General features: G+C 64.0%; 29 protein-coding genes and 1 tRNA gene. 7 read left to right on the top strand and 23 right to left on the bottom strand.

The genetic code is table 11. From position 1 onward, the window contains the following. Positions 1–10: 10 nt before the first annotated feature. The 10 genes from nuoG to crcB form a co-directional block, all read right to left on the bottom strand. Positions 11–2,074, bottom strand: a complete 2,064-nt coding sequence (gene nuoG, locus IY145_RS17920; RefSeq protein ID WP_196409450.1) for an NADH-quinone oxidoreductase subunit NuoG — start codon at positions 2,072–2,074, stop codon at positions 11–13. Positions 2,075–2,083: 9 nt separating this feature from the next. After that, positions 2,084–3,388: an NADH-quinone oxidoreductase subunit NuoF gene (nuoF, locus tag IY145_RS17915; RefSeq protein ID WP_196409449.1), complete on the bottom strand. Its 1,305-nt coding sequence runs from the start codon at positions 3,386–3,388 to the stop codon at positions 2,084–2,086. Positions 3,389–3,395: 7 nt separating this feature from the next. Beyond that, positions 3,396–4,022, bottom strand: coding sequence for an NADH-quinone oxidoreductase subunit NuoE (nuoE, locus tag IY145_RS17910; RefSeq protein ID WP_196409448.1), 627 nt, complete (start codon positions 4,020–4,022; stop codon positions 3,396–3,398). Then, the gene (locus IY145_RS17905) at positions 4,022–5,212 is read right to left on the bottom strand and encodes an NADH-quinone oxidoreductase subunit D (protein ID WP_196409447.1); all 1,191 of its coding nucleotides are present in this window, start codon (positions 5,210–5,212) and stop codon (positions 4,022–4,024) included. Before IY145_RS17905 ends, nuoE begins: the two co-directional genes overlap by 1 nt. 73 nt (positions 5,213–5,285) lie before the next feature. After that, positions 5,286–5,888 carry an NADH-quinone oxidoreductase subunit C gene (locus IY145_RS17900; RefSeq protein ID WP_196409446.1) on the bottom strand — a complete coding sequence of 201 codons (603 nt, stop codon included), beginning with the start codon at positions 5,886–5,888 and terminating at the stop codon, positions 5,286–5,288. A gap of 99 nt (positions 5,889–5,987) precedes the next feature. Next, the gene (locus IY145_RS17895) at positions 5,988–6,572 is read right to left on the bottom strand and encodes a NuoB/complex I 20 kDa subunit family protein (RefSeq protein WP_196409445.1); all 585 of its coding nucleotides are present in this window, start codon (positions 6,570–6,572) and stop codon (positions 5,988–5,990) included. Beyond that, on the bottom strand, positions 6,563–6,928 hold the full coding sequence (locus tag IY145_RS17890; RefSeq protein ID WP_196409444.1) for an NADH-quinone oxidoreductase subunit A: 366 nt from the start codon (positions 6,926–6,928) through the stop codon (positions 6,563–6,565). The genes IY145_RS17895 and IY145_RS17890 overlap by 10 nt, the downstream gene beginning before the upstream one ends. Before the next feature lie 197 nt (positions 6,929–7,125). After that, entirely contained in the window at positions 7,126–7,944 is an 819-nt protein-coding gene (locus tag IY145_RS17885; protein ID WP_196409443.1) for an ATP12 family chaperone protein, read from the bottom strand. A gap of 81 nt (positions 7,945–8,025) precedes the next feature. Next, entirely contained in the window at positions 8,026–9,123 is a 1,098-nt protein-coding gene (locus IY145_RS17880; RefSeq protein WP_196409442.1) for an RluA family pseudouridine synthase, read from the bottom strand. Next, the gene (gene crcB / locus IY145_RS17875; protein ID WP_196409441.1) at positions 9,120–9,503 is read right to left on the bottom strand and encodes a fluoride efflux transporter CrcB; all 384 of its coding nucleotides are present in this window, start codon (positions 9,501–9,503) and stop codon (positions 9,120–9,122) included. The genes IY145_RS17880 and crcB overlap by 4 nt, the downstream gene beginning before the upstream one ends. Positions 9,504–9,749: 246 nt before the next feature. Between crcB and IY145_RS17870 the strand changes: the two genes are divergently transcribed. After that, the gene (locus tag IY145_RS17870) at positions 9,750–10,361 is read left to right on the top strand and encodes a PilZ domain-containing protein (protein ID WP_196409440.1); all 612 of its coding nucleotides are present in this window, start codon (positions 9,750–9,752) and stop codon (positions 10,359–10,361) included. Positions 10,362–10,554: 193 nt separating this feature from the next. Beyond that, positions 10,555–10,631, top strand: a tRNA-Arg gene (locus IY145_RS17865). A 122-nt stretch (positions 10,632–10,753) separates the two neighbouring features. Here IY145_RS17865 and IY145_RS17860 read toward each other — a convergent pair. The 8 genes from IY145_RS17860 to IY145_RS17825 form a co-directional block, all read right to left on the bottom strand. Beyond that, a complete protein-coding gene (locus IY145_RS17860) occupies positions 10,754–11,068 on the bottom strand; it encodes a hypothetical protein (protein WP_196409439.1) in 315 nt (104 codons plus the stop codon). 537 nt (positions 11,069–11,605) lie between these two features. After that, a complete protein-coding gene (locus IY145_RS17855) occupies positions 11,606–12,004 on the bottom strand; it encodes a hypothetical protein (protein WP_196409438.1) in 399 nt (132 codons plus the stop codon). 240 nt (positions 12,005–12,244) lie between these two features. Next, positions 12,245–15,664 carry an SIR2 family protein gene (locus tag IY145_RS17850; protein WP_196409437.1) on the bottom strand — a complete coding sequence of 1,140 codons (3,420 nt, stop codon included), beginning with the start codon at positions 15,662–15,664 and terminating at the stop codon, positions 12,245–12,247. 438 nt (positions 15,665–16,102) lie between these two features. Next, positions 16,103–16,570, bottom strand: coding sequence for a hypothetical protein (locus IY145_RS17845; RefSeq protein WP_196409436.1), 468 nt, complete (start codon positions 16,568–16,570; stop codon positions 16,103–16,105). Between the two features lie 117 nt (positions 16,571–16,687). Then, entirely contained in the window at positions 16,688–16,972 is a 285-nt protein-coding gene (locus tag IY145_RS17840; protein WP_196409435.1) for a hypothetical protein, read from the bottom strand. Next, entirely contained in the window at positions 16,973–18,208 is a 1,236-nt protein-coding gene (locus IY145_RS17835; RefSeq protein ID WP_196409434.1) for a site-specific integrase, read from the bottom strand. Positions 18,209–18,462: 254 nt separating this feature from the next. Continuing rightward, the gene (locus tag IY145_RS17830; RefSeq protein WP_196409433.1) at positions 18,463–18,654 is read right to left on the bottom strand and encodes a hypothetical protein; all 192 of its coding nucleotides are present in this window, start codon (positions 18,652–18,654) and stop codon (positions 18,463–18,465) included. A 100-nt stretch (positions 18,655–18,754) separates the two neighbouring features. Next, positions 18,755–19,030, bottom strand: coding sequence for a hypothetical protein (locus IY145_RS17825; RefSeq protein ID WP_196409432.1), 276 nt, complete (start codon positions 19,028–19,030; stop codon positions 18,755–18,757). Positions 19,031–19,151: 121 nt separating this feature from the next. Here IY145_RS17825 and IY145_RS25835 point away from each other — a divergent pair, with 121 nt between their 5' ends. The 4 genes from IY145_RS25835 to IY145_RS17805 are packed head-to-tail and all read left to right on the top strand — an operon-like array spanning position 19,152 to position 21,179. Beyond that, complete coding sequence (locus IY145_RS25835; RefSeq protein WP_246722091.1) at positions 19,152–19,523, top strand: hypothetical protein; 372 nt, start codon at positions 19,152–19,154, stop codon at positions 19,521–19,523. Continuing rightward, entirely contained in the window at positions 19,507–20,565 is a 1,059-nt protein-coding gene (locus IY145_RS17815) for a DUF3102 domain-containing protein (RefSeq protein ID WP_196409431.1), read from the top strand. Before IY145_RS25835 ends, IY145_RS17815 begins: the two co-directional genes overlap by 17 nt. Before the next feature lie 19 nt (positions 20,566–20,584). Then, a complete protein-coding gene (locus tag IY145_RS17810; RefSeq protein ID WP_196409430.1) occupies positions 20,585–20,992 on the top strand; it encodes a hypothetical protein in 408 nt (135 codons plus the stop codon). A gap of 4 nt (positions 20,993–20,996) precedes the next feature. Then, complete coding sequence (locus tag IY145_RS17805; protein ID WP_196409429.1) at positions 20,997–21,179, top strand: hypothetical protein; 183 nt, start codon at positions 20,997–20,999, stop codon at positions 21,177–21,179. Positions 21,180–21,186: 7 nt separating this feature from the next. On the opposite strand, the gene IY145_RS17800 is transcribed toward IY145_RS17805, so the two are convergent. The 4 genes from IY145_RS17800 to IY145_RS17785 all read right to left on the bottom strand — a co-directional run bounded on the left by IY145_RS17800 (position 21,187) and on the right by IY145_RS17785 (position 24,073). Continuing rightward, a complete protein-coding gene (locus IY145_RS17800; protein WP_196409428.1) occupies positions 21,187–21,822 on the bottom strand; it encodes a hypothetical protein in 636 nt (211 codons plus the stop codon). A 194-nt stretch (positions 21,823–22,016) separates the two neighbouring features. After that, a complete protein-coding gene (locus IY145_RS17795; RefSeq protein ID WP_196409427.1) occupies positions 22,017–22,547 on the bottom strand; it encodes a hypothetical protein in 531 nt (176 codons plus the stop codon). A gap of 15 nt (positions 22,548–22,562) precedes the next feature. Continuing rightward, the gene (locus IY145_RS17790) at positions 22,563–23,459 is read right to left on the bottom strand and encodes a hypothetical protein (RefSeq protein WP_196409426.1); all 897 of its coding nucleotides are present in this window, start codon (positions 23,457–23,459) and stop codon (positions 22,563–22,565) included. An 8-nt stretch (positions 23,460–23,467) separates the two neighbouring features. Further along, a complete protein-coding gene (locus IY145_RS17785) occupies positions 23,468–24,073 on the bottom strand; it encodes an HNH endonuclease (protein WP_196409425.1) in 606 nt (201 codons plus the stop codon). Between the two features lie 270 nt (positions 24,074–24,343). On the opposite strand from IY145_RS17785, the gene IY145_RS17780 reads away from it, so the two are divergent. Next, positions 24,344–24,772: a hypothetical protein gene (locus tag IY145_RS17780; protein ID WP_196409424.1), complete on the top strand. Its 429-nt coding sequence runs from the start codon at positions 24,344–24,346 to the stop codon at positions 24,770–24,772. 152 nt (positions 24,773–24,924) lie between these two features. Here the strand turns inward: IY145_RS17780 and IY145_RS17775 are convergent, their stop codons facing one another. Continuing rightward, a complete protein-coding gene (locus IY145_RS17775; RefSeq protein ID WP_196409423.1) occupies positions 24,925–26,139 on the bottom strand; it encodes a phage baseplate assembly protein in 1,215 nt (404 codons plus the stop codon). Positions 26,140–26,165: the final 26 nt, after the last annotated feature.

The following is a 26,165-nucleotide window of genomic DNA, read 5'->3' as shown; positions in this document are numbered from 1 at the left end:
GTCCTTGCTCCTATTCCGCCGCTTGCTTCAACCGGCCCTGCGCCAGCGCCGAACATTCCGCCATTGTGGCCGAGGCGCGCGCGATCGGATTGGTGAGATAAAAATCTGTGATCGCGGAGACGAAATCGTCCTTCCAAGCCGTCGCCGGCTGCAGCGCCACCGCCTCTAGATCGGCGGCCGAGCCCGGCTCGATCTGGTCCAGCTTGCGCAGATGCGGATGCGCCTCGCCGAGCTTGGCGCGCAGCTGCTGCAGTGAATCGAAGGGCAGCGGAGAACCGAGCGCGCCGGAGAGAGCGCGCAGGATCGCCCAATCCTCGCGGGCGTCGCCCGGCGGGAAGGTCGCGCGCAGCGCCTCCTGAACGCGGCCTTCCGTGTTCACATAGAGGCCGAATTTCTCCGTATAGGCTGCGCCCGGCAGGATGACGTCGGCGCGATGCGCGCCCTTGTCGCCATGCGTGCCGATATAGACGACGAAAGCGCCCGGCTCGATCACGATCTCATCGGCGCCGAGATTGAAGACGAGATCGAGCGCGCCGGCCTTGGCGATGTCTGCGGCGTCGAGACCGCCCTGCCCCGGCGTGAAGCCGAGCTCGAGCGCCCCCACGCGCGAGGCCGTAGTGTGCAGCACGCTGAAACCGTTCCACCCCTCGGAGAGGCCGCCATGTTTTCTCGCCGCCTGAGCGGCGAGCGCCAGTATGGCACGGCCGTCGGGGCGCGTCAGCGCGCCCTGCCCGATCAGCACGAGGCGCTTGGCGGAGCCTGTCGGCGCGCTTTCGACGAAACGCGCCAGAGCGTCGGGACCGGAGCCAAGATAATCGTAATCATAGGTCAGATCAGCCCGCTCGCCGATCACCGAGATGGGGAAATCGCCCTTCAGCCAGCGCTTGCGGATGCGCGCATTGAGCACCGGCGCTTCCTTGCGTGGATTGGAGCCGATGATCAGCAGCGAATCCGCCGCGTCGACGCCGGCGATGGTGGCGTTGAAGAGATAGGAGGCGCGGCCGAAACGCGGATCGAGCTTGGTCCCGTCCTGGCGCGCGTCGAGATTGGCGCTGCCGAGGCCCTCGACGAGCAGCTTCAGCGCGAAGATTTCCTCGAGCGCGGCGAGATCGCCGACGAGCGCGCCGATCTTCTCGGCTTTCGTCGCCTTGGTCTTGGCGGCGACAGCGGCGAGCGCCTCTTGCCAGCTGGCCGGACGCAGGCGTCCATTCTCACGAATATAGGGGCGGTCGAGGCGCTGCGCCTTCAATCCGTCGACCACTTGGCGGGTCTTGTCGGAAATCCACTCCTCATTCACCGCCTCATTGAGGCGCGGCAGAATGCGGATCACCTCGCGGCCGCGGGCGTCGACACGGATCGCCGAGCCCAGCGCATCCTGCACGTCGATGGTCTCGGTCTTCTGATATTCCCACGGACGCGCGCGGAAATTCTGCGGCTTGGGCAGAAGCGCGCCGACCGGACAGAGATCGGTCACATTGCCCTGCAGCTCCGACGTCATCGCCGTCTGCAGATAGGTGGTGATCTCCATATCCTCGCCGCGGCCGATCGCGCCCATGTCGCTGGTGCCGGCGATCTCCGCCGTGAAGCGCACGCAGCGGGTGCAATGAATGCAGCGGGTCATCGCAGTCTTGACGAGCGGACCGATATATTTGTCCTCGACCGCGCGCTTGTTCTCGGCGTAGCGCGAGCTGTCGCCGCCGAAGGCGAGCGACTGATCCTGCAGGTCGCATTCGCCGCCTTGATCGCAGATCGGACAGTCGAGCGGATGATTGACGAGCAGGAACTCCATCACGCCTTCGCGCGCCTTCTTCACCATGGGCGTCTTGGTGAAGACTTCCGGCGGCGCGCCATCGGGGCCGGGACGCAGATCCTTGACGGCAATGGCGCAGGAGGCCTGCGGCTTGGGCGGGCCGCCCTTCACCTCGACGAGGCACATGCGGCAATTGCCGGCGATCGACAAACGCTCGTGGAAGCAGAAGCGCGGCACCTCGGCGCCGGCCTCCTCGCAGGCCTGCAGCAGCGTATATTCGGCCGGAACATCGACCTCGACGCCATCGACGAGAATTCTGGTCATTGGAATGCCTTACTCCGCCGCCACGCGCACAGGATCGGGATGCGGATTGGCCGCATAGCGATCGATGCGCTTCTCGATTTCGCCACGGAAATGATTGATGAGGCCCTGGATCGGCCACGCCGCCGCATCGCCGAGCGCACAGATCGTGTGTCCTTCGATCTGCTTCGACACATCGAACAGCATGTCGATCTCGCGCTTGTGGGCGCGGCCTTCCGCCATGCGGGTGATGACGCGCCACATCCAGCCCGTGCCCTCGCGGCAAGGCGTGCATTGGCCGCAGCTCTCATGCTTGTAGAAATAAGAGATGCGGGCGATGGCGCGGATGATGTCGGTCGACTTGTCCATGACGATGACCGCCGCCGTGCCGAGGCCCGAGCCGAGCTTGACGAGATTGTCGAAATCCATCGGACAGTCGAGAATCTGATCCGCCGGCACGAGGCGCACGGAGGAGCCGCCCGGAATGACGGCGAGAAGATTGTCCGAGCCGCCGCGCACGCCGCCGCAATGGCTGTCGATCAGCTCGCGGAAGGGAATGGACATGGCCTCTTCCACATTGCACGGCTTGTTCACATGGCCGGAGATGGAGAAGAGCTTGGTGCCGGTGTTGTTGGGCGTGCCGATGCCGGCGAACCAGCTCGCGCCGCGACGCAGAATGGTCGGCACGACGGCGATGGATTCGACATTGTTGACCGTCGTCGGACAGCCGTAGAGGCCGACATTGGCAGGGAACGGCGGCTTCAGCCGCGGCATGCCCTTCTTGCCCTCGAGGCTCTCGATCAGCGCCGTCTCTTCGCCGCAGATATAGGCGCCCGCGCCGTGATGCACATAGAGATCGAAAGGATAGCCGTGAATATTGTCCTTGCCGATGAGCTTGGCGCCATAGGCCTCGTCGATCGCCTTCTGCAACGCGACGCGCTCGGCGATGAACTCGCCGCGCACATAAATATAAGAGGCGTGGGCGCCCATGGCGAAGGAGGCGATCAGCGCGCCTTCGATCAGCGTCTGCGGATCATTGCGCATGATCTCGCGATCCTTGCAGGTGCCCGGCTCCGACTCGTCGGCGTTGATGACGAGATAGGAGGGACGCGCCGGATCGGGCGTCTTAGGCATGAAGGACCATTTGAGGCCGGTCGAGAAGCCGGCGCCGCCGCGTCCGCGCAGCCCCGAATCCTTCACTTCCTGAATGATCTTGTCGCGGCCGAGCTGCAGCAGCGCCTTGGTGTTGTCCCAGGCGCCGCGCGAGCGGGCTCCGGCGAGGCTCTTGTCGCCTATGCCGTAGAGATTTGTGAAGATGCGATCCTTATCGGCGAGCATGGGTCGTTCACTCCGCCTGCGCTTTGGCGCCATCGCCGTAGAAGGATGTCAGGCTCGTCAGTCCGCCCGCCGGCTCCGAGGAGACGCGGCCCGTCTGCGAGCCGATCTTCACCGGCCGGCCGGCGGCGAGATCGTCGAGCAGCTTCTCGAAATTCTCAGCCGTCAAATCTTCGTAATAGTCGTCGTTGATCTGCACCATGGGCGCGTTGCAGCAGGCGCCGAGGCACTCGACCTCGAGCCAGGAGAACAGCCCGTCCTCCGTCACATGACGCTGAGGGCCGACGCGACGCTCGAGCACGGCGATGAGATCGTCGGAGCCCGCGAGCAGGCAGGGCGTCGTGCCGCAGAGCTGGACGTAGAATTTGCCCACCGGCTCAAGATTGAACATGGTGTAGAAGGTCGCGACCTCGAACACGCGGATGTAGGGCATGCCCAGCGTCTCCGCGACCTTCTCGATCGCCTTCTGCGGCAACCAATAATCGTTCTGCTTCTGCGCCTGCCAAAGGGCGGGCACGACGACGGACGCCTGACGTCCGTCGGGATATTTGGCGATCTGTCGTTCCAGCCACGCCTTATTCTCGGGCGTGAACTCGAAGCTCGCGGGCTGCTCTTCGGCGAGACGGCGGATGGACATTAGCGATCGACCTCCCCGAAGACGATATCGAGCGAACCAAGAATCGCCGAGACGTCGGCGAGCAAATGGTCCTTGCAGAGAAAATCCATGGCCTGCAGATGCGCGAAGCCCGGCGCGCGGAGCTTGCAGCGATAGGGCTTGTCGCTGCCGTCCGACACGAGATAGACGCCGAACTCGCCCTTGGGCGCCTCGACCGCCGCATAGACCTCGCCGGCCGGCACTTTGAAGCCTTCCGTATAGAGCTTGAAGTGATGGATGAGCGCCTCCATGGAGCGCTTCATCTCGGAGCGTGGCGGCGAAGTGATCTTGTTGTTGACTGTCGCCACCGGACCGCGATTCTCCGCCTTCAGCAGCTTGTCGACGCATTGCTTTATGATCGACGTCGACTGACGCATCTCTTCCATGCGGATGACCGCGCGGTCGTAGCAATCGCCATTCTTGCCGACAGGAATGTCGAACTCCATCTCCTCATAGCAATCATAGGGACGCGCCTTGCGCAAATCCCAAGGCGCGCCGGAGCCGCGCACCATCACGCCGGAGAAGCCGAATTTCCACGCATCCTCGAGCGAGATGACGCCGATGTCGGCGTTGCGCTGCTTGAAGATGCGATTGCCGATGAAGAGCTCGTCGAGATCGTCGAGAACCTTCAGGAACGGATCGCAGAAGGCTCCGATATCCTCGACGAGCCGGTCCGGCAGGTCGCGGGCGACGCCGCCGGGACGGAAGTAATTGGCGTGCATACGCGCGCCGCTCGCTCGCTCGTAGAAGACCATGAGCTTCTCGCGTTCCTCATAGCCCCAGAGCGGCGGCGTCAGCGCGCCGACGTCCATCGCTTGCGAGGTGACGTTGAGGAGATGCGAGAGAAGTCGCCCGATCTCGGCGTAGAGCACGCGGATGAGTTGGCCGCGGCGCGGAACCTCGACCTCGAGCAATTGCTCTATGCCGAGACAGAAGGCGTGCTCCTGGTTCATCGGCGCGCAATAGTCGAGCCGATCGAAATAAGGCACGTTCTGCAGATAGGTGCGCGCCTCGATCAGCTTCTCTGTGCCGCGATGCAGGAAGCCGACATGCGGATCGCAGCGCTCGACCACTTCGCCGTCGAGCTCGAGGATCAGGCGCAGCACGCCATGCGCCGCCGGATGCTGCGGGCCGAAGTTGAGATTGAAGTTGCGGAGGCTCTGGTCGTTCATCGGGACAGTCCCAGGCGAGGGAAGAGCGAGTAGCGAGAGTCAGAAACAGCGCGAAGGTTCATGACGCGCGCTCTCACTTGCTCGCCTTTTCGTCGCCGGGGAGATCATATTGCACGCCCTCCCACGGCGACAGGAAATCGAACTTCCGATATTCTTGGGTGAGGTTCAGCGGCTCGTAGACGACGCGCTTGCGCTCGTCGTCATAGCGCACCTCGACATAGCCGGACATCGGGAAATCCTTGCGCAGCGGATGCCCCTCGAAGCCGTAGTCGGTCATGATGCGACGCAGATCCGGATGACCGTCGAACAACACGCCGAACAGATCATAGGTCTCGCGCTCGAACCAGTCGGCACCCGCATAGACGCTCGTGAGCGAGGCGATCGGAGTCGATTCGTCGGTCTGCGTCTTCACGCGGATGCGCTGATTGTGCTTGGGCGACAGAAGATGCAGCACGACGTCGAAGCGCAGATCGCGCTCAGGGTAATCCGCCGCGGTAATGTCGGTGAAACTGACGAAGAGGAGTCCCGGATCGTCGCGCAGCACGCGCGCGACATCGAGCCAGCGTGCGCGCTCGACCTCGACGGTGAGCTCGCCATAGGCGATCTTGAGGCCTCTCACCGCACCCGGCAGAGCGGCGACGACTTTTTCGCCGAGCAATTCGAGTTCCGCGCTCATCTCAGGCTCACCCTACGTTACGAGAAACCGACGGCTGTTCGCACGTCGGTTCGCATCGTCTTCATTTCTTTTTTGCGCGCTTCTGGCGAGCGCGAGACTTTACCGTTCGATCGTGCCGCTGCGGCGGATCTTCTTCTGCAGGAGCAGAACGCCATAGACGAGCGCCTCGGCCGAAGGCGGACAGCCGGGGACATAAATATCCACGGGAATGATTCGATCGCAGCCGCGCACCACCGAATAAGAATAGTGGTAATAGCCGCCGCCATTGGCGCAGGAGCCCATGGAGATGACGTAACGCGGCTCCGGCATCTGGTCGTAGACCTTGCGTAGCGCCGGGGCCATCTTATTGGTCAGCGTGCCCGCGATGATGATGACGTCCGACTGGCGCGGACTGGCGCGCGGCGCGAAGCCGAAGCGCTCGAGATCATAGCGCGGCATGGCGGCCTGAATCATCTCCACCGCGCAGCAGGCCAGACCGAAGGTCATCCACATCAGCGAGCCGGTGCGGGCCCAATTGATGAGATCGTCGGTCGCGGTGACGAGAAAGCCCTTGTCGGCGAGCTCGTCATTGAGGCCGAGATAGAAGGGATCGTCCGCGCCCACCGGCTTGCCGGTGCGCGGATCGACGAGACCCTTGGCGGACGGCGCGACGAGAGTCTGGCTCTGGCGAGTGATCAATCCCATTCGAGCGCTCCCTTGCGCCATTCATAGACGAAGCCGACGGTCAGAACGCCGAGGAAGAACATCATCGACCAGAAGCCGAAGGCGCCCGCCTCCTTGAAGGCGACCGCCCAAGGAAAGAGGAAGGCGACCTCGAGGTCGAAGACGATGAAAAGCAGCGCGACGAGATAGAAGCGCACGTCGAATTTCATGCGCGCGTCGCCGAACGGATTGAAGCCGCACTCATAGGCTGAGAGCTTCTCCGGGTCCGGCGCCTTGAAAGCGACCAGGAAGGGGAGAACGAGCAGAGCGCCGGCGATGATCGCCGCGAGGGCGATGAAGATCACGAGCGGCAAATATTGTTCGAGCAGGCTCGGCATGGCGATGTCCGACGTTTGCGGCGGGGGCGGCGCGGTGTTTCTCGGGGCGGGAGCCCCGGGCGCCGTCTGACCGCGCGTTCCGTAACCCAGCGTATAGGTCAAAGCAAGAGCCGAGCGCGTCTTTACCGAAGGGATTGGGCGGGCGGGCCTTACGCCCGCCCCGGCGGGGCGAGAAAATGCGCGCCGGCGCCCGTAAATCAGGCGGCGTCGCCGAAGAATTCGGCGATCCGGGCGGCGGCCTTCATCTCCTCAAATCGCCGCGCCCGGCGCGCCACCGCCTCGGCGTCCGCGCCCCAGGCTTTCATCTGATAGTCCTCGTCGATATGGGCGACGGCCCAGGCGGCTTCCGCATCCATTTCGCCGAGCGCCACCGCAAGAGCGATGAGGCAGGAGCCGGTCAGCGTCGTCATCGTGTGCAGCGCCGCCAGCCGAAAGGGCGCCCCGGCCCCCTCCCCCGCATAAGCGCGCACGGCCGAGGCGACCGCAGCCATAGCCTCTGGCGGTTGGGTGAGAAACATCACGCCCGAGGTCGCGGCGAGCTCCGCGCCGAGCCGCTCCCGCGCGAAAGCGAGCAGCGGATCCCAGGCCTCGGCCTGGGCCGCGGCGAGGCCGGCAGGCTCGTCGGCGCGATAGCTCACGAGGTCTGATCCCGCGTATTTGGCGACGTCGGCGGCGACCTCCTCGATCCGCTCCACGACCCCGTCGATCGCCGAATTAACGAGCCGAGTCAGCGGCATGGATGAAGGGTTCAGCCTTTCGCCCTGCGCCGCCCATTCCGCGGCGAGAGCCGATGTCAGCGGTGCCGACGGCGTCGTCAATGTCCGCCGCGCCGGCGTCTTGACCGTCCTGCCGTCGAGCAGAACGGCATAACCGCCTTCGGCCTCGCCGACGCTCGACGACTTATAGAATCGCTTCGGCAATTCGGGCCGCGCCCCCTGAACCGCGGCGCGCAGCGGATTGCGCTCCTCATTCGGCACGAACAAGCCTTCGGCGAGATTTTCGCTTTCACGGGACATGAACGGTCTCCTCGGCGGGATTTCGTCGAAATCCCGCCTTTTTCAATAGATGAGCGCATGATCGACGAGACGTCGACGGGCTCACGCGTCCGGAGCCGCCGATATGGGGTCATCCTGCGCGATATCGAAGCCGAAAAAGTCCCAGCTCTTTTTCATATGCGGCGGCAGCGGCGCGGTGACGTCGAGCGTTCCGCCCTTGGGATGCGGCAGGATCAGCCGCCGCGCCAAAAGATGCAGCTTGGGCTCGAGCTCAGAGGGCATGGCGCGCATGGGATCGCGGCGGCGGACCTCGTCCTCCGGCCTGTGGCCATATTTGGGGTCGCCGAAAATCGGACAGCCGATCGCCTCCGCATGGGCGCGGAGCTGATGCGTGCGCCCGGTCAAGGGCTTCATCGACAGCCAGGCGCAACGCGGCGCGGCCTTGTCGACGATGGCGTAATAGGTCAGCGAGTGCTGCGCCCCCTCGTCCCCATGCCGGGCGACGCGCATTTTCTCCCTCGCGTCAGAGGGCTCGGCGGCGCGGCGATCGCCCCCGCGGCGGGAGCGCTCCTCACCCATATCCGCGCCTTTGGCGAGATAGAGCGAGACGCGTCCCTGCGCCGGCTTGGGGACGCCCTCGACCAGCGCCCAATAGATTTTCTGGGCCTGGCGCGAGCGGAAGATCTCGCCGAGATCGGCGGCGGTGCGCCGATTCTTGGCGATGAGCAAGACGCCCGAGGTGTCGCGGTCGAGCCGATGCACCAGCACCGGCCGCTTGTCCCCTTGGGCCAGCGATTCGAGCATGCCGTCTATATGCCGCTTCATGCCCGAGCCGCCTTGGACGGCGAGACCATAGGGCTTGTTCAGCACGATGAGATGCGCATCCTCGAACAGCGTCATTTCGGCGAGGTCGCGGGCGTCCTCCGGCCTTGCGCGCAAAACCGCCGGCGCCGCGACTGTCTCCAGTTTGAGCGGCGGCACACGGATCTTCTGGTTTTGCTCGAGCCGCGTAGACGTGTCGGCGCGCTTGCCGTCGACGCGCACCTCGCCCTTGCGGCAAATTTTGGCCAGATGCGACAGAGCGAGCGCCGGGAATCGACGCTTGAACCAGCGGTCGAGCCGCAGGCCCGCCTCATCCTCCTCGACGATCAGCGTCTGCACCGGCGTCGATTGCGGCGCCTCCGCCCCGGCCGCGCTCACGTCAGCGCCCTCACCAGATAGAGGCCGAGGAACAGCGACGCTATGGACAGGCCGACCGAGCCGCCGACATAGAGCCCCGCCGAGAGCATGTCGCCGCGCTCGATCAGAGTGGCGGCGTCGAGCGAGAAAGCGGAGAAAGTCGTATAGCCTCCGAGCAGGCCCGTGGTGACGAACAGCCGCATCGACTGCGACCACCCCGTCCCCGCCTTGAAGGCGAAATAGCCGGCGGCGAGCCCCATGGCGAGAGAGCCGGTGACGTTGATGACGAAAACGCCCCAGGGCAATTGAGCGCCCAGCCAGCGTTGGCACCAAATATTGACGAAATGCCTCAGGACTCCGCCCAATCCGGCCCCGAAAAAGATGAGAAGCAGCGCGCGCATGACCCGCCTTCTAGCGCAAGCGCGCGCCGACGTCACTGAGCGAGACGTCGTCAATTGCGTCGCTTCGATTCAAGCCCGATTTACGTATCGCCTCTATAATGATTAATCTAGCCCCGACGGCGGCGCGCCGCAGCCAGGTATAACACATTGAGATTTCTATATATTATCGGTCGTGCAGCGGCCGCAATTCGTCAGCGCCCCAGTCGATGAGCGACTGGCGGGCGCCGCGCATGTGGAGCGACGGCCGTGGGACGACATGATTTTCGCCCGAAGAACGGGGAGGAGCGCCTCGCCGCCGAGACGATCGCCGAGCCGAGGTTCGACGGCCGCTTCTCCCTGCCGCCCGACCAGCGCCGCCACCCCTGCCGCACCATCGACATGTCGGCGGAGATCGTCGCCTTGCGCAGCGACTACCGGCCCGCTGTCGGCGACAAGATATCTCTCGATCTCGACCGTTGGGGCCGCTTCGACGGGGCCGTGATTCGCATCTTCGACGGCGGCTTCACTCTGGACCTCGAGATAGCGGATCGACCGCGGGCCCATGTCGCCATGCAATTCGCATGGCTGACGCGCCATTTCGCGCCGGACTCCGCGCGATGCCGCGCCCATGAGCGGCTGCAGCCCAAACGGCGATTCACGACATTTACGGTGGCGCAGGTGACCCTGCCCTGCGAGATTCTCGATTTATCGCGCAGCGGCGCCTCGCTGAGGACCGAGGTGCAGGTTCCGCCCGGCGAGAAGATCACGATCGGCAAAAGGACACAAGCGGAGGTCATTCGCCAGACCGAGGACGGTTTCGCGGTACGATTCCGCCGTCTTTTGCCGCTCGAGATATTCGACGAGGACATAGAGCTTTAGACCAGTTTCCGATCCGTTTGGATCGGAAACTGGTCTGGATTCTCGTATGGAGAGAATTCTGATCGCTCGAACGATTCCATTCGACCGGAAAGCCCGCCGATGCGGCCACCGACAACAAGCGAAAAGCCGGAAAGCCGCACGAGCCCGATTGCAGGCCACGCCCGCTTGCGGTAGTGAAGGCGCGAAGCCTCGCGCGCCCGTAGCTCAGCTGGATAGAGCGCTGCCCTCCGAAGGCAGAGGTCAGGGGTTCGAATCCCTTCGGGCGCGCCATTCGTAACACCTTATGAGACAAAGGTTTTCGACGGATGGCGCAAAGAGCCGAGAGAGCGCCGGAAAATTCCACGGAACCACGGCGGCACAAACCGGGGCGATTTCGAGCCCTCCCCGCCCCCTCACCCCGTCGTCGCGAGAATGGCCTCGGCCCTCTCCACCATGTCGCGGGAGAAGCGCCAGCCGAAGTTGACGAGGGGCGGACCGAGGCGATTGACCTCTCGCCGGTAGAGCCCGGCGACGACTTCCCAGAGCGGGCTCTTCGTCTCCACTCTCACGCGGTCGCGAGCGAAGCCGGGCGGCGCGGGTCCGCTCGCCGGCGCGGTCTCGCGTCCAGGCCGATCGGCGCGACTTCCATTTTCTCGACGAGGATTGAGCGACAGCTCGGCCGGGTGGAGCTCGACCTCGGGTCGGCGATCAGCGGCGGGCTTCGCCAAGGCGGCCTCGGTCTCGGGAAGGAGCCGAGCGCCGAAGAGGTTGCAGCCGAACCGAGCCGCATTGTCCTCAATCGACAGGTGGCCCGCGCCCTTCATTGCACGCAAGAGCCGCTGGACGGTTCGGACGGAAAGGCCGGCGATTTTCGCGAGTGTGCCGACGGCGGGCCATGCCGTGAGGGTCGCGCGGTTGAGGAACTGCCGAAGCGCCTGCGCGACATGCAGCGCATTCCTGGGGAGGCCCTTGTCTCCAAAGACTTGGGCAATCCATGCGTCCAGGCGCGCGGACGCGCCTTGCCTTCCGGGCGGCTTTCGCCCAGAATTTTCCGAGACCATTTCGCAGCGTCCTTCGACACGTTGCGGAGTGCTAGAACGGGGGGAAGGCTGGCAGGCTGCCCCCCGTTCGCCGGTCAATCTCCGCGAAAATCACAGATTCGTCAAAAGACGCCCTCGCAAGGGGAAGGCGCGCGCCTGTGCGCCCTGTTCTCATAGAGTTCAAAGGTTCCGGCACCGGCGGTGTCACCCGAAGGGCGCGGCTCGTTATTGACGCCCGAAGGCATGGGCGCGGATTGTCACCCGAAGGACGGCTGCGCTATGGGGCGCGATCGGCGCGACGTGGGACGTTCCGCGGCGACCTACCGGCGAAGCATTCCGCGGACGGCCGGCTCCAGTTCCGCATCCGAGCGCATCGCGATCAAGAGCGCCTGGGGCTCGTTGAGCCAGTATTCCTGGACTTCCGACGGTCCCGCCCTGCGGACGATTTAGCAGCGCGCCACGGTGGCGCGCTGCCCCATACCGTTGAAGTTCCGCGATATTGCGCTCGATCAGCTTGCGGATATCGCGCGGCCGCTCGAACCCGAGCCGTTCCGCAATGTCGAGATCGCGGGCGCGCGCCTCGCCTTCCATTTCCATCATGGCGATATCGGCGATAGCCACCATCGAATGCTCAATCGGCTTCCATCTGGTTGAATGCGTCGATGTATTTCAGTTTCCAGCGGAGCGCCTTCTCGCTGGTGAAGCCCATGGTGGAACGGGGAGGTCGCGCCAGGGGCGGACGTTCTTGAATGGGTGGTCGAAGACTGAAATAGGCCGATGGCTGACATTCTCATCCGCTTTTCCCACCGTCGAGCAAGCGCTAAGAGCGGCAATTTGATTTTCGACCCAGACGCTATGCCAGTGTCATTCGTCCGTCACGTCACGCGTGGCTTCACGAACTTCGGGAAGTGGGTCGCGAGCGGCGAGTTCGCGCCACGCATGGACCGGCTCGGTTGTCACTCCTTTTCGTTCAAGCGCTCGTGCAAGTCGGACGCACTCGGCGCGGGCGAGAGGTAAGGAAACGGCCCTGTCGGACTGAATATGGCCGTCGCCATCGGGCGGACCGTAGTCTGTCGCCTCGCGGAGTTCATCGAGCATTTCGGTGATGCGATCGAGTTCAGCACTGCCGCAGCGGTCCGCCTCGATCAGGCGACGCGCGAGATAGATGAGACTACCCAGTCCGCCAATCCGCCCACGCTCAAAGGCCCGCAGCGCCCTGTCGCGCAGGACATCAGGCAGGGGGGGTGCTTGATCGATTTCGGATAGACGCAGCCAGCGGTCAAGTGCGTCGACAGCAGCGGGCGTGGCCCTGCGGTCGCCGATCGCTAGTGGCCGTACAAATGCCGCCTCGATCCGGCGATTAATGTTCGCGTCCACACCGTAGAACACAGGCAACGAGGAGAGCGCTTCCGGCAAGCCGGTCTCGTGCAGAAAGGTCAGTGCGGCCTCGGCCTGCTCAACTGAACGATCATGCTTGCCAAGCGCGGGCGCAGCAACGATGCCGAGGATGAAGGCCATCAGCCGGCTGTTTTCCTGTCGGGCCACATGAACGAGGGCGTTGCGTAAGACGTCGGAAACCGGCTTTTCTGGACGCCAACCAGCCACTTTGCGGAACAATCGGACCGCGTCCGATTCGGTTGGCTGCATGTAAGGCTTTCGGCCCGAGGCCGCGGCCACAAGGTGGATAGGGTCCGCTCCGTCGCCGGGTCCGTAAAAGTGCGAGTAGACGCGCGCGCGGGCGTCGATGGTCGGCGGCGCGGGCGCAATGAGGAACGCATGCGAGAGCAGATTTAAGCCCTTGGGCAGATCATTACTGCCCGGTGGGATGTCTTTCCAGAGGGCGTCGGCGAACGAGGAAACCTGATCACTCTTCAGCTGCTCTCTTTCGTGCAGGTAAAGCAGGCGCACGGCCGCCTCTGTCCGAGAGGGTCCGCCATCAACTAGATGGCGAAGGAACGCGGCCACGCGAGCGTCGAAGATGGCTTCATTCCCGCTTCGGCGAACGAAGCGGTAGGCGTCCTCACCGGGGTCGTACCACGAACCCGGCGGAATGCTGGTGTCTCGCTCCACAGCCAGAGGGAAGCGCAACAGTTCGGATGACAATTCACCCCGCTCATCGGTGGGCACGGCATCAACCGCGCGCTTTAGCAGGTGGCCAATTGGTTCGTTCATCCGCCAATGCTTCAGTCCGCCGTCTGTCGCCAATTCTACCGCAAGGCGTACGTGCGCTTTGGCGTTGTCGGCGTCGTCGCGCGCCGCCACTCGGGACAACGCCTCGACGTAGAGGCGTAGTACGTCAACGTCTTTGTAGTCGTTGCCTTTGCTGCGTAGGCGGGCGCACCAATAGGTGATCGCGTGTTCTAGCCGTTTCCGAAGCTCCGCGACCGCTTTCTCATCAAGACGGGCGACGGCTATGCGACCGAGATGAATATCGATCGGCCCCTTGGAGTAATCCGGCTGCGTCGAGAGAAACGCAGCATGCCACGCCGCAGTCGGCTCGAAAACGAGCCGCAACGCGTCCGCAAGGCGGGTACCGAGTACGTTCACATGCTGTGTGTGGATTGGCAGTCCTGCTCGCTCGGCTACATGGCGCAACTCGCCAAGCGTCGTGACCTCCGAGTCAGCGAAGGTGACGGAGTTGCCGTTATCCCTGTAAGTGCCCGCCTCGAAACCAGGCTCAATCTGTCTCGCTTCCATGCGCTTGCGGAGTTGCTCATCGCTCTCTGCGTCGAGGGCGTGCAATTGCTTCCACGGGTCGTATTCGCGCAGCGCCAACCGATCCAGACCGTCCAATTCGGCAAGTAGCCCCCCGTCGTCCTCCCAGCGCACCACGCTAACCAACATCACTGCCCAAGCTAAACGCGAACGGAGCGCGACGCTGTCGGGATCACGCAGAACTCGCGCTCGTAACTCCCGGGCCGCCGCACCGACAGTCCGTTGGGCCGCCTCCATCTCCCCGACCCAATAAAGCATTGCTGCACGCCGTAGACTCCAAAGGGGATCGTCGCCGTCAATCTTGCTCGTGTTTTCCGCCACGAAGGCGAAATCGAGCCGGTCGCGCGCGAAGAGGCACCGCTCGTGAGCGACGAGGGCGGGCAAATCGCTCGGCGCGGCAAGCGATTCGAAGCGCGCTGCGCGGGTCTCGAATACAGCCTCGTCATTGCTCGCACGCGCTGCGCCCAGCACAGCTCGGGCGAGTGCGCCCACGAGCTCCGGATCGGCGTCGGCCAGCGCCGCGGGCGTCGAAATCGCATCCATGCGCTCAGCCAACCACGGTGGGACTGGCTGCGCCCCGCGGTCGTAGCGCCAGGCCAATTCCAACACGGCATCCCGACGCTCGCTCTCGGGCAAGGTGTCTAGGGCGAGAACCGGATTATCGACGGTAATTGTGCTATTCCTGATAGATTGACGCACGTCGTTCAGGCAGACGAGCCACCTTGGGCACGTTTGCCGGTCCTCTCGCCAGATCGCGAGCACCCCGCGAAACGCTTCAACGACCTTTTCTGGATTTCGAAAGTCGCGGGACCACGCATCAGGATCGCCGATACGTAAACTCGGATAATTATGATACGACGTTGGCTTCCAATCGTCTGGTTCTGTGGGTCGAGCTGCCTTGAGGTGCGCGAGAAACAAACCGATCGCAGCGGCATGGCGCCGATCGGCCCGCTCGCCCGCAACCGCAGGGGCAAGATCGATCGGAGCGACTCCACGCGTCTCCAGCAAGCGCCGCTTGACCGGCGGCAGGTCGAGTGCGCCGACAAGATAAATCCGCCGAGCCCGGCCGCTCAATTGATCGCGCACCCACCCGGCCCATTGCAGGAAGTTAGGGTCGTCGCCCGAGAAGCCGAGCAGGCAGAGTTCGTTCTCGATGAATACCTGCCGGGCCGTGTTGACGAACGCCGCTCTGCGCTGCGGGTAAGTTCGGTAGTCCTCCTCTGAGATCACGACATCCGCGCCATCCCGCAGCGAGCCGTGCAACTTGACAATTCGCGGGCCTCCGGCGTGGGGAAGATCGTGCTCGGTAAGAACGAGATCGTAGCCGCGCCGAGCGTCCTGCGCCGCTCTTTCGAGCAGCGTGTCATAGTTCGTCGTCAACACGTCGGCCCAAGGCAGATCGAGTAAGTCGCGATGGATTGGTCCTGGTTCGAAGGTATCATCGCGGATGCGGCGACGCAGGAAATCCGTGAGTGCCGCGTCGCCGAGCCCAGCGCGGAACTCCTCTGCGAGCCGCAGTGGATCCCTTGGAGCATTGGCGCTTTTCGCTCCGTAGAGTTCTTGCGCCATCTCGCCCGCCAATTCGAACCATAACGGCGGAGGTGATGCGTCGTTGGAGAGAAGTCGTGCCCCTCCGCGGCTCACGCCAGCACCGACGAGAACCGCCGCCCCACGCAAACTTCCGCGCGACCATAGCGCCCGACTAAGCTGCTCCAACGCCGGGCGGTCGGGCAGATCGACCAAGGTTGCGGATGAAGGCATGTAAGCTTTCGAGGTGGGCAAGGAAACGTTCAGTTCGAAAAACGCTATTCTGTGAAGGCGCGTAGATGCGATCATTTACTAAGTAGCGATATCGCGACAAGCTAGCAAGAGACAGAGCGCCCGGTTCCGGTCAGGAGCAGCGTTGACCGTGGTGACGAGGATTGTCCACTTTCCACCCATATGAGCCATTGCGGTCGAGATGGAGGAAAGACCGCTTAGGGTCATGTCCGGCCAATTGGGCCGAGCCTATTCGGCGACGCGGGCCGATCTCCGACGATCTCCGCAGAGCGCCGCCGCCGAGCGCCAATCCCGCCAGATCGCCGCCTGCGCCTCGGCGAGCGTGACGAGCCCGGCGCAAACTGCCCTTCGGAGGCAATGCTCCGTCCGATCCTTCTCCCGCGCTTCCTCGGCCTCTTCGAGCTGGAAATTGCGGGCGTCGTCGAGGAAGCCGCCGAGTTCGAGCGGAATCACATGGTCGAGGATTGCGCTCTCGAATGCTTCATCAGGCAGGCCGTCGCCTCGGAACAGCGCCCGCTTTATCGGCCCCGTCGTCGACTGCGGCGGGCGCTGCGTCTTCGTCCAGCCGGAAACGCAAATGGTCTCGTCGATCGTCAATTGCGTCACGGCGGGGTTGAGCGGCGGCTCGTCTCCGGCGAGCGCCGAGGTCGAGGAGAGCGCCAGTGCAGCGCCGAGCGCCCGGCGAAGCGTCTTCACGCGAGGTTTCCTTTGCGCTGACGACGGCTGAGGCCCCGGACATTGCGCGAACGGAAAAGAGTTGCCCGTGTTCCGGCACTCTTTTCCGGGAGGAACATCCTGCACAGAATCGGGCGATCAGGCCGGATCGAACCGCCGCATAGGCAGGGCGTCGATAGACCGGGCGAGCGCCGCCGCCGTGCGGGAGAGGATCAGCCGCTCGCGCTCGTCGAAGGCTGTATTCACGCACGCCCCGAGAAATGCAGTTCTGACGTCAGACAGCGGGAGGTCGGGGAAGGCGCCGCACAGCGCGGCGAGCACGTCGGCCTCAGTCGCGCACGTCATCACCTCGGCGATGGCGGCGCGGGCGATGTGCTCCCGCTCGGGAGGGAGTGCTCGCCGGGAGAGTGACGGGGCCGCCATTTATCGCGCGCTTCCGTGCGGTTGCAGCTCGAATTTACTGCCTATTTTGTCGCGGCCAGAGATCATCGCGTCGATTTCGTCAGCCCACCATTGCATGAGGCGCGCTCGCTCGGAAAACATGTCGCCACGCTGATAGATACCGCGAACTGATGAGTCGACATGGGCGAGCGCCATTTCGATGGTCTCGGAACGCCATAACCCGCTCTCATTGGCGATCGTCGAGAATGACGATCGGAAGCCGTGCGCCGTCGCGACGTCGGCGCCGACGCCCATGGACCGGAGCGCGCAGTTGAAGGCGTTCTCAGAGATAGGCTGTCCAAGTCGTGGGGAGGGGCAGACGAAGCGCGTCCGGAGCGCGCGGCTGTGCGCCTGCATTCGTTTCAGAATGGCGACCGCCTGCTTGGAGAGCGGGACGCGGTGAGCCCTCCGCATCTTCGTCCGTGCCTGCGGGATGGTCCATACGCCGTCGTCCAGGTCGATTTCCCCGGTCCATTCCGCGAGCCGGAGCTCGCCCGACCGGGCCGCCGTGAGGGCCAAGAGCATGAGCGCATTGCCGACGCATGAGCGCGCCTCATAGGCGGCCATCGCCCGTAGCAGCTCGGCGAACCCCTTCCGATCGGTCACGGCCGAGCGCGGTCGAGCCGGCGGCGAGGCGATCATCCCGACAAGATGGGAGGCCGGATCGGTCGCGGCATGGTCGAGTGCGATCGCAAATCGAAAGACCCGCGAGATCATCGCCCGGAGCCGCTTTGCCGTCTCGAATGTGCCCCGAGCCTCGAGCCGTTGGAGGATGTCGAATATTTCGGAAGCCTTGATTTCGGCAATCGGCCGAGTGTCCAACTCTGCGCCGATTTTGGCAAGCCGGTCATAACGGGCGAGCGTGTCGGCCGAGCGAGCGTTGCGGCCCTCCTTCGCCTGCCACCTGGCGCGGATTTCGCTGTAGGTTGGCGTCGCCGAACCAGCACGGCCCGCTGGCGCATTTTTCCGGGGACCGGGGTCGGTCCCGCCTCTCACGGCGCGGCGCGCATCCTCGGCCGCGATTCGCGCCGCGCGCAGGCTCATTTCGGGATAGGGGCCGAGCGTCATGGATCGCTGGTTCCCGTGCCACTGATAGACGAGCCGCCACGATTTTGCCCCCGTCGGGTAGAGCCAGAATTGCAGGCCATGCCCGTCCGACAATTTCACCAGTTTGTCGCCGGCTTTCGCCGATCTGAGCCTTGCGTCCGTGAGCGCCATGTTGGTTCTTTTGGTTTTGGTTTCGCCTAAGCCGCTACAAACAAGGAAAAAACCGGGATGCGCAACCTATGGAAAGTGAGGGATTTCAATCCGTCAGAGGAAAAATCCGTTACTAAAAGGGGAAATCCGTTGCAGGATCGTCGAAGCCTCTAAGCGGAAGGCGCCGGATTAGTTGGGCTTTGATTTCCACAGGGAAAAAGCAGTTGGTGCCCCTGGCCGAAGCGACCCCTTCCTGCATTTCGTGAAGAGCTTCTTCAGTTGAGCGCGGGGGCGTCGAGCAGATGCTCGGCGGCGCTGGCGTGCGCCGCGATCTCGTCGGCCAGGGCGTCAAGCGCGCATCGGTCTCTTTCGTCGGAGAAATCAACGTCGGAGCGCGTAAGCAGAAACAGGGCGTGCGCCAGATGCGACGCGCGGCGGACATGCGTTTCCATATCGGCGATTTTCATTGCCGGAGCGTGGAGCTCGACGGCGGGGACTGTCAGCATCGCAGTTATCCTTTCACGTTCTCGCGGGCGCTTCACTCGCCGGCCCGCTTTCGGCGATCGGTCAGCCCGCCAGCGCGCGGGCGACAAATTGCGAAGTTCGGAACCGGGCGGGAGAGCGCGCGGCGTCCGCGAAGCAGCTGCGCAGGGGAAAACCCACGTTTTGCGAAAGGCGAGCCGCGGCGGCGGCCCGGAATTGCTTGGCGCGAGCCCATTCGAATTTGAGCGCAGCCGACAGGTGCTCCCGATAGGTGCCGCGAGCGCCGGAAGCGACGCGGACATGAGCCGTCCAATGCGCATTCTTCAGGATACTGCGGCGATCGAAGGGCTTGGCGGTCATTGTGGCAGCTCTTGTAGCGAAACCTGAGGTATGAAATTATCTACGCCCGGCCCGCCCACCTCGTCAATACCTAAGGTATGGAATAATGCGAATAACAAGCGAACAGATACGCGCGGCGCGAATGCTGTTGCGATGGGAACAGCGCCAATTGGCCGAGGCCTCGGGAGTTCCGTTACAGACGATCAAAGGTTTGGAGGTGAAGGCGGGGCCGATCTCGGCTCAAACGCGGACGCTCAATGCGCTTCAAGATGCCCTCGAGGCGGCTGGCGTCCAGTTCATCCCCGAGAACGGCGGCGGCGTCGGGGTGAGAATGCGCGAGCGCGCGGAGAGAGAGCCCCCAAAGCCGCGCAAGCCCCGCACGCCTCGCAAGGCCGCCGCCGGTGACGAGGGCGCGCCTGCCGCGCCAGAGCCGCCCGCCCCTGCCGCGCCAGCGGAGAAGCCTTTCCCGGTCGGCGGCGCGCGGAGCGGCAAGGGCAATGACAGAAAGGGTTGAGGCGATCGTGAGAAAAGTTCGCAATCTCCCGGCGACGCGCGCCAAGGCGGCCAGCGGTGACGTGGTGACGTTCAATTACGATCAGCTTGGCGAGCGGGCCAAGGCGACGAAACAGGTGATCGCCTATGTCAAGCGCCGCTCGTTAGACACCGTGAAGGCGATCGTCGACGTTGGGGAAGCCCTCGCGAAGATCAAGCGCACGCTGCGCCGTGGCGAATGGCTCCCGTTGCTTGAGGCCGAACTCGGGATGAGCGATCGGAACGCGCGACGGCTTATGCGAATTGCCGAACTCGCGAAGGGCAAAACAGGCGACACGCCTGTTTTATCGCAAAGCTTATTCATTGAGATATTTGGCGAAAGCACGCCGGAGGCCGCGAGAGAGCAAATCCTCGGCCGCGTGGTCGAGGGCGAGCGCGTGACGGTTCGCGACGCCCGAGCGGTGATCTCGGCGGAGAAGGCGAAGGCCGGCGCTCCGGCGGTGACGAAGGCGACGACGAGGGCGTTGTCCGCGCCGATCGCCGCGCCCGCCCTGCCGCCGCCGATCGCGCCCGAGTCCGTCCAGGCCGAGGAACGGCAACAGCCCGACGTCGAAACGCTTACCGCCGCGCTCTACCATGCGCTTGTCGCCAAGAGCCGGCGCCAGGACGAGGAAGATGAGGCGTCGCCGGAATTCATCGAGCGCGTCTACAGCCGCATACAGGAAAGGAACCTCGCGCCGATCCTGATAGCGCTGAAGAACGCCGTTGAGCGCGAGGTTATTGCCGCCATCGGCGAAGTGTCCGAACGGCGCGCCGATCCTGTGCCGCCGCCGATCGCACCTGCCGCGCCGCTGGAAAAAGCCGGCGAGAACGGCGATATGGAGCGAGAGACGCGCATCGCCGTCGACAAGGCGCGGCTCGCGCGTGCTGCCGCTGCTATGGCGAGCGCGGGAGGAAAGCCGATTGCGCCAGGCGTGATCGTCGGCTGGCCGGCGCCGAGCGACGAGGAAGAGCCCTTCGTGGAGACGGTTCGGCGCGTGCCGCTCGGTGGCGAGTTTGATTGACTGAACGAGGCAAGAGTCGATGAACAGACTTGTGATTTCCGTGACTTGTGCAGCCGTTATGTTGGCGTCCACGCCCGCGCTCGCGGATGAAACGGATAGCGCGCGCGCGGCCGCGACAGCTCTTGCCGGCGGCGAGTTGCCCGACAAGCTGACGGAAATGTTTGGCGTGACCTCGCGGCTCATAGCCCGCGGGACGATCGCGGAGACGAAGTGCGGACGGAAGAATCAGGTTCGTGTTTCCATGTGGGTGATGAAACGCATCGGGTCGCAAATCATGGAAGATGATCCTTGGCGTGCATCGCTCAAACTGGCGACGCTCTTCGCCGTGGACGACTTCAACACGCTCGGAAAAAGCGCGTGGTGCGCGGACTATGAGGCCAGAGCCATGGCCGCGAACGCACTCTTCAAACGATCTGGCGGAAAGTGAGCTGGTGAAACCGATGAAGGATGTTGAGATTTTCGCCCTCGTCGAGGGCCTTTGCATCGGCTGTAGCGCCAATGGGGAGCGCCGCTATCTCGACGCCGCCACCATGGCGCGGGAACTCGCGGCCGCGGCTCGTCGGCAGGATCGGGAGAAGGTCGCGCCGCGGGTGAAGCGCAGGAAGGCCGCTTGATCGGCCTCTACTCGGCGGCGCGAGGAAGGGGCGCGGGCTCTTCCCGCTCCGGTTCTATCAGCCCAAGATGACGCGCCAGCGCCTCGAGCCCTCGTCGCAGGGCGTGCATGGAAACGGCCCGCGCCGGGGCTGGCGCTGCATATCCGCTGATTTCGCGCCCGACGTCTTCCGGGGGCCGATCTTCAAGCACAATGGCCTCAACGGCCTTCTGGTGGTCGCGGTCGCCAATGGCGGCGCGCATCTTCGTGAATTTGAGCAGCGATTGCGCGGCGCTCTCGCTCCCGAATAGCCCCGGCGATCGGCCGCCCTGGACGCGCTCGTTCCACGAAGGGCCACGAATAGCGCCCCCCTGCGACGCCTGCCGCCATACCTCGCGATAGCGAATTCCTGCCGTGCAGAGCTGCAAATTGCGCCCCGGCTTCTTGTGGACGTGGCCGCCGTTGCAAAGCTTGGTGAATGGATCATCCGCCACGACTACGCGCACGGCCTCGATTTCGACCTCGGCCGCCCGGCTTCCGTTGACGACGACGGCCGTATCCGCGAACCGCTCCACCTTCGCCGCGCCGCCGGCGCGCATCAATCGTTCAGGTGTCGGCGCTTCCGATCGGCGAGAGCCGAGCGCCTCGAATTTCTTGATGGCCAATTCCGCGACGGCGCGTTGTCCGCCGACTGGCGCGAGAGAGACAGGACGCGGTTTGCGAGGCGACATTGGCGGCGATCTCCGGCGCGACGCGGATTGATAGCACATGCGCGCGAGCAAAAAAAAAAGCCGCGCCAGCCGTGAGGCCAGCGCGGCGGGAAGATCGATGATGTTTCAGGCGGCGGGGCAGCGGCTTCTCAACGGCGGCCTATCCACTCGCTCCATGCGCGAACGTCGCCGAACGCGAGGCGCGCCTCGAAAAGCACGGCGTCTTGATGCGTCATCCCCTGCCGCCGCTCGCGGGCTCGGTTCCATCGCTCGCGCTCCTCTTCGTCAAGGTCCGAGGGCTCAACGTCCGATACGGGGATGGCGCGCGGCAGTTCCGGGCCGCGCGGCTTGGGAGCGACGATCTTCGCGACCTCGAGGAGCTGGCGCTTGCCGCCGATGCTGACGTAGATCGGCGGCGGTTCCGGCTCGGTCGCGATCTTCGCGGGCTCGGGCGGCGGTTCGGCGGCGGCCTGCGGTTCCGCAGGCGGCGGAGCGGCGGCCTCGCACAAAGCCTCGACGATTTCGGCCTTGTGCGAGCGCACGAGCGAGAGAAGATCGGCCGAAGGCGCCAGTGCTCCCTCGTCGAAGTCCAAGAGAATATCTTCACCGGTGTCGTCAAGCGTGAGGCGCGCGCCTTCATCGGCGAGAGCGGTGACGAGCATTTTGAGCGCGTCAGACATGGGCGGAACTCCGGTTTAGATTCTGATGATGCGTCGCTTTGGCGCGGGCGCAATGATTTCGCCGTCGATCGGTTTGGGGCTTGCCGGTTCCGGCGCCGGCGTCGATGCGGACGGCGTGCCGGCGTTCTTGCGGCGATGCGCGGCAAGCGAGGCCTCGACGATTTGATTGAGGGGCGGAGAGCCGCCCCTCTCGGCTATAAAGGCGAGCGCCCGCATGATGGAGGTATCGCCGACGGTCGGCGGCTCGGGCTCGGGAGCGATCGGCGAGAGGACAACATCGTGGAGCATCTCGTCGGTAATCTCGCTATCGTCGACCGAGAGGCGAAGAGTAAGGGCTCGCTGGACGATTCCAATTTCCTCTTCGGTCGCCTCTGGATCGGGCGTCACGTCCTTGATGGTGTCTTCGTCGTGAAGCTCCCCGAGCGCCGGCGATCGTGGCGCGAGCCATTCCTCGCCGGCGCGTGTCCGCAGCGCGAAGAGCGTCGCGATTGCCTGTCCAGGGCGAGCGCCATATCGGGCGATGTTCGCGAGGTTGCGTTCATAGAACGTGACTTGTGCCGCTCGGGCGAGGGCGAGGGCCTGTGCGAAGCTCGGGAAGTGCCGAGCCCAATTGCGGAGCGTGTCCCTGTGGACGCCGATCGCGCCGGCAATCCCCGTCGACGAGAGACCCGCGGCTCCAAGTTCGATCGCAAGGGCGTCGAATTCGGGGCGATATTCGAAGGGCCGGCCTCCCCAATTCCGGCGGATATTATCGCAGGCGCCGAATAACCGAGCCTCGGGGCTCTTGGGCGCGTTTTTCCTCCCTGCCGCCGCCCCTGTAGCGGAGTGGTTTGGTTTTCTCGCCTGTGGGGCGTTTCCCGGGGAACTTCGGGCGGCCTTTTTGGTCGAGGTCGCTTTCGGCGTCTTCGGCATTGTGGATCCTATTTGGTCCCGGGGCTCTCCGACATGGCGTCGGCAGGGCGAGATAGGGAGGGCGCGAATTCGCCGAACAGGCGGCGCTCTGCCTCGACGCGGGCGGCCTTGGCCTCGTCGAGCGTGGCGAAGCCGCCGAGGCTATGCGTTTTCCCGTCGACATGAATGCTGGCGGCATAACGGCCGGTTCGCTTGACGAAGAAAACGCCTCTCGCGCCGGTGGCGTTATCCTTGCGCAGCTTGGCGTTGCGGATGTTCTCCGCATGGCTCGCCGGGCGAAGATTCGAATAGGCGTCGTCGGCGCTATCGCCGTTGCGATGATCGATGCGAGCCTCGCCCGGGTCGCGGCCGCTGCATAGGGCGAAAATCACGCGATAGGCCCAGAAGCGGCAGCCGTCGACGTTGACGCGCCGCCGCCCGCTATCTGAGCGCCCCGCGATCTTGCCGGCGTGGCGCGTCGCGAAGGCCTTGGCGGCGGCGACAGCGGAGAGACGCGGGACGGGTTTGAAATCGGCCGGCGTGCGAGGGCGGAATGTGAGCGTCCCGCGCGCGCAATCGCAATCGAACAGCGTGCGCAAGCGGGAGAGCGGCAGGAGGGATTGTGCTTTCGGCATGGGGGAGGCCTCAAAACGGAAAAGCCCCCGGCGCGCGAGGCGTCGAGAGCCAGAACGACGAAGCCCGGCGCTGTGGCCGGGTTTCATAATGGGGATACGAGGGATGCGCTTACGTGCTGGGGCGGCTTTTTCCGCGAGGCGTCTCTATCTTGATCTCGGTGAAATATTGCCGACGCTTCACCGCCCGCGAAGCGTATCGTCCGTATAGGCGTAGACGCCCGGCGCATTAAGCAGCTCGATCTTCACGGACTGAGATAGGAACCCGCTACGTTGTGTGATCCGAACTTTCCGGCCGGGCTTGATGAAAAAGCATTTCGCCTCCGCGACGAGAGCGTCTACGTCACGGTATTTGTGCTGCCCAAGAAGCCCAACGGCGACGTTGAAATCATCGACCGAGAAGCACGCAATATTCGTCTGCGAAGCCTCGCAAATATCGCCAGTCGTGCAAAAATGATCCGCTGGCCCGGCCACGGCCGGAGGAACTTCGTGACGACGGAAGTTGAATATTCCGTGAATAACGAAGACGTTGCGACGTTCAAAACGAAGCTGACCCTCAAGCCCGCCGTGAAGTCTTCAAGCGGCGGGCGTGGTGACAGCGAGGCCAAGGGCGCAGCAAAGGCGCAGGCCTTGGGGATTGCTTTCTCGCCGTCGACGTATCCAAGCCCTTGGGCGCTGTTGAAGCTGATTTTCGGCGACTGACGCGCGTTTCTCTCAATCGAACAGAAACATCCCCGATCCGGTTTTTCCGGTTGACGAGCGGCTCGATTTCCAGAAACTTCCATTGCTGTCGGCGTCAAACGCTAAAAGCTTTTTACGGAGAGTTGAAGTGAAACGAATTTTTGCCGCTATCGTCACCGCCTGCATTCTCGCGCCGACCGTCTCGGAAGCGCGCGCTTCGCTCTGGTCGCAGCATAGCGCGCACCATCGCGCCGCTTTCTGGCGGCAGAGCTACAAGAACCATTTCCATCATCGCCCGTTTTTCCGGCGGCACCACTGAGGCGGCCATGAAGAGCGCATCCGATATAGCAACCATCGCTGTTCTCGCCGCAATGGGGGCGTTTCTTTTGGTGGCCGGCATTGGCGCGCGCCAAGCTGTCGTTGAAGATTCCCTCGGACGGAATTTCGACGTAGTGCTTTACGCCGATATCCCACGGCGCGCCGCCGCTTTGCGTCACGCCGAAAACATCGACCGTGATCTCTTTCGACGCTTCCTGCCGCTCTCGAAACTCTGCCTGCGCGCGGGCTTTCAGGCGCTCGTCGGTCGCGTCGCCGGTCAATTGCAGGACGTAGGGCCGAAAGACGGCCGGCGTCGAACCCTCGAGCGTCGCGGTGATGCTGCGCTTTATCGCATCCGTCCCATGCTGCGCCGCGCCCGTGCGCTGGCCCTTCACGGTGACGGAGCTGTTCGACGTGTCTTCGCTCTGCGACGCCTCGAAACTCAAAATGTTTCGGCCTAAGACGAGATCGGCGCCGCGCGGTTCCGAGCCGGGCTTGATGATCTGCAAAGAGCCGTCGCGCGTCTCATGACAGAGCAGATTATGCTCACGCGTGAAGCGAGTGATTTCGGAGAGGATCGAAGCGCCGTCGCGGAAGCGCGCCTTCTCGAGTTTGATCGTGTCCAAGGCGTTGTCGATCAATTTGAGGCCATGCGGCGCGATGAGCTTGCGAACGATGTCCGCCGACGTCACCTGTTTCATCGTGCCGGTCGGGTGCGAATGGCTCGAGTCGATAAGGCTCTTCGCCTTCCCTCTCGCCGTGATTTCGATCGAATAGGAATCCTTCCCGATCGAAGTCGAGACGTTCAACTCGCCGCCCTCGCTCTTCTTCGCCCGGCCCTTCGCCTTCCTCGCGTCGACGCTTCCCGTGAAGGCGACGGCGCCGGCGACTTTCACGACGATCTCGGCCCCGGCCTTGACGGCGCGTAGGGTCGGCGCGCTCGGCGTTGAAGGGTAGAAGAGCGAAAAATTGAGCGAGCCGGTCAGGGCCTCCCTCTTTCGACTGAGTTTCGCCTCGGTCCAGCCAGTCACCTTTTGCCCGGCGACGAGGATTTCGAAGGGGTCAGCCACGGCGCGGCCTCCTATGCGGGAATTGA

The organism is Methylosinus sp. H3A, from assembly GCF_015709455.1.
In the GTDB taxonomy this organism is placed as follows: Bacteria; Pseudomonadota; Alphaproteobacteria; order Rhizobiales; family Beijerinckiaceae; genus Methylosinus.
This window is presented reverse-complemented; position numbering and strand designations above follow the sequence as displayed.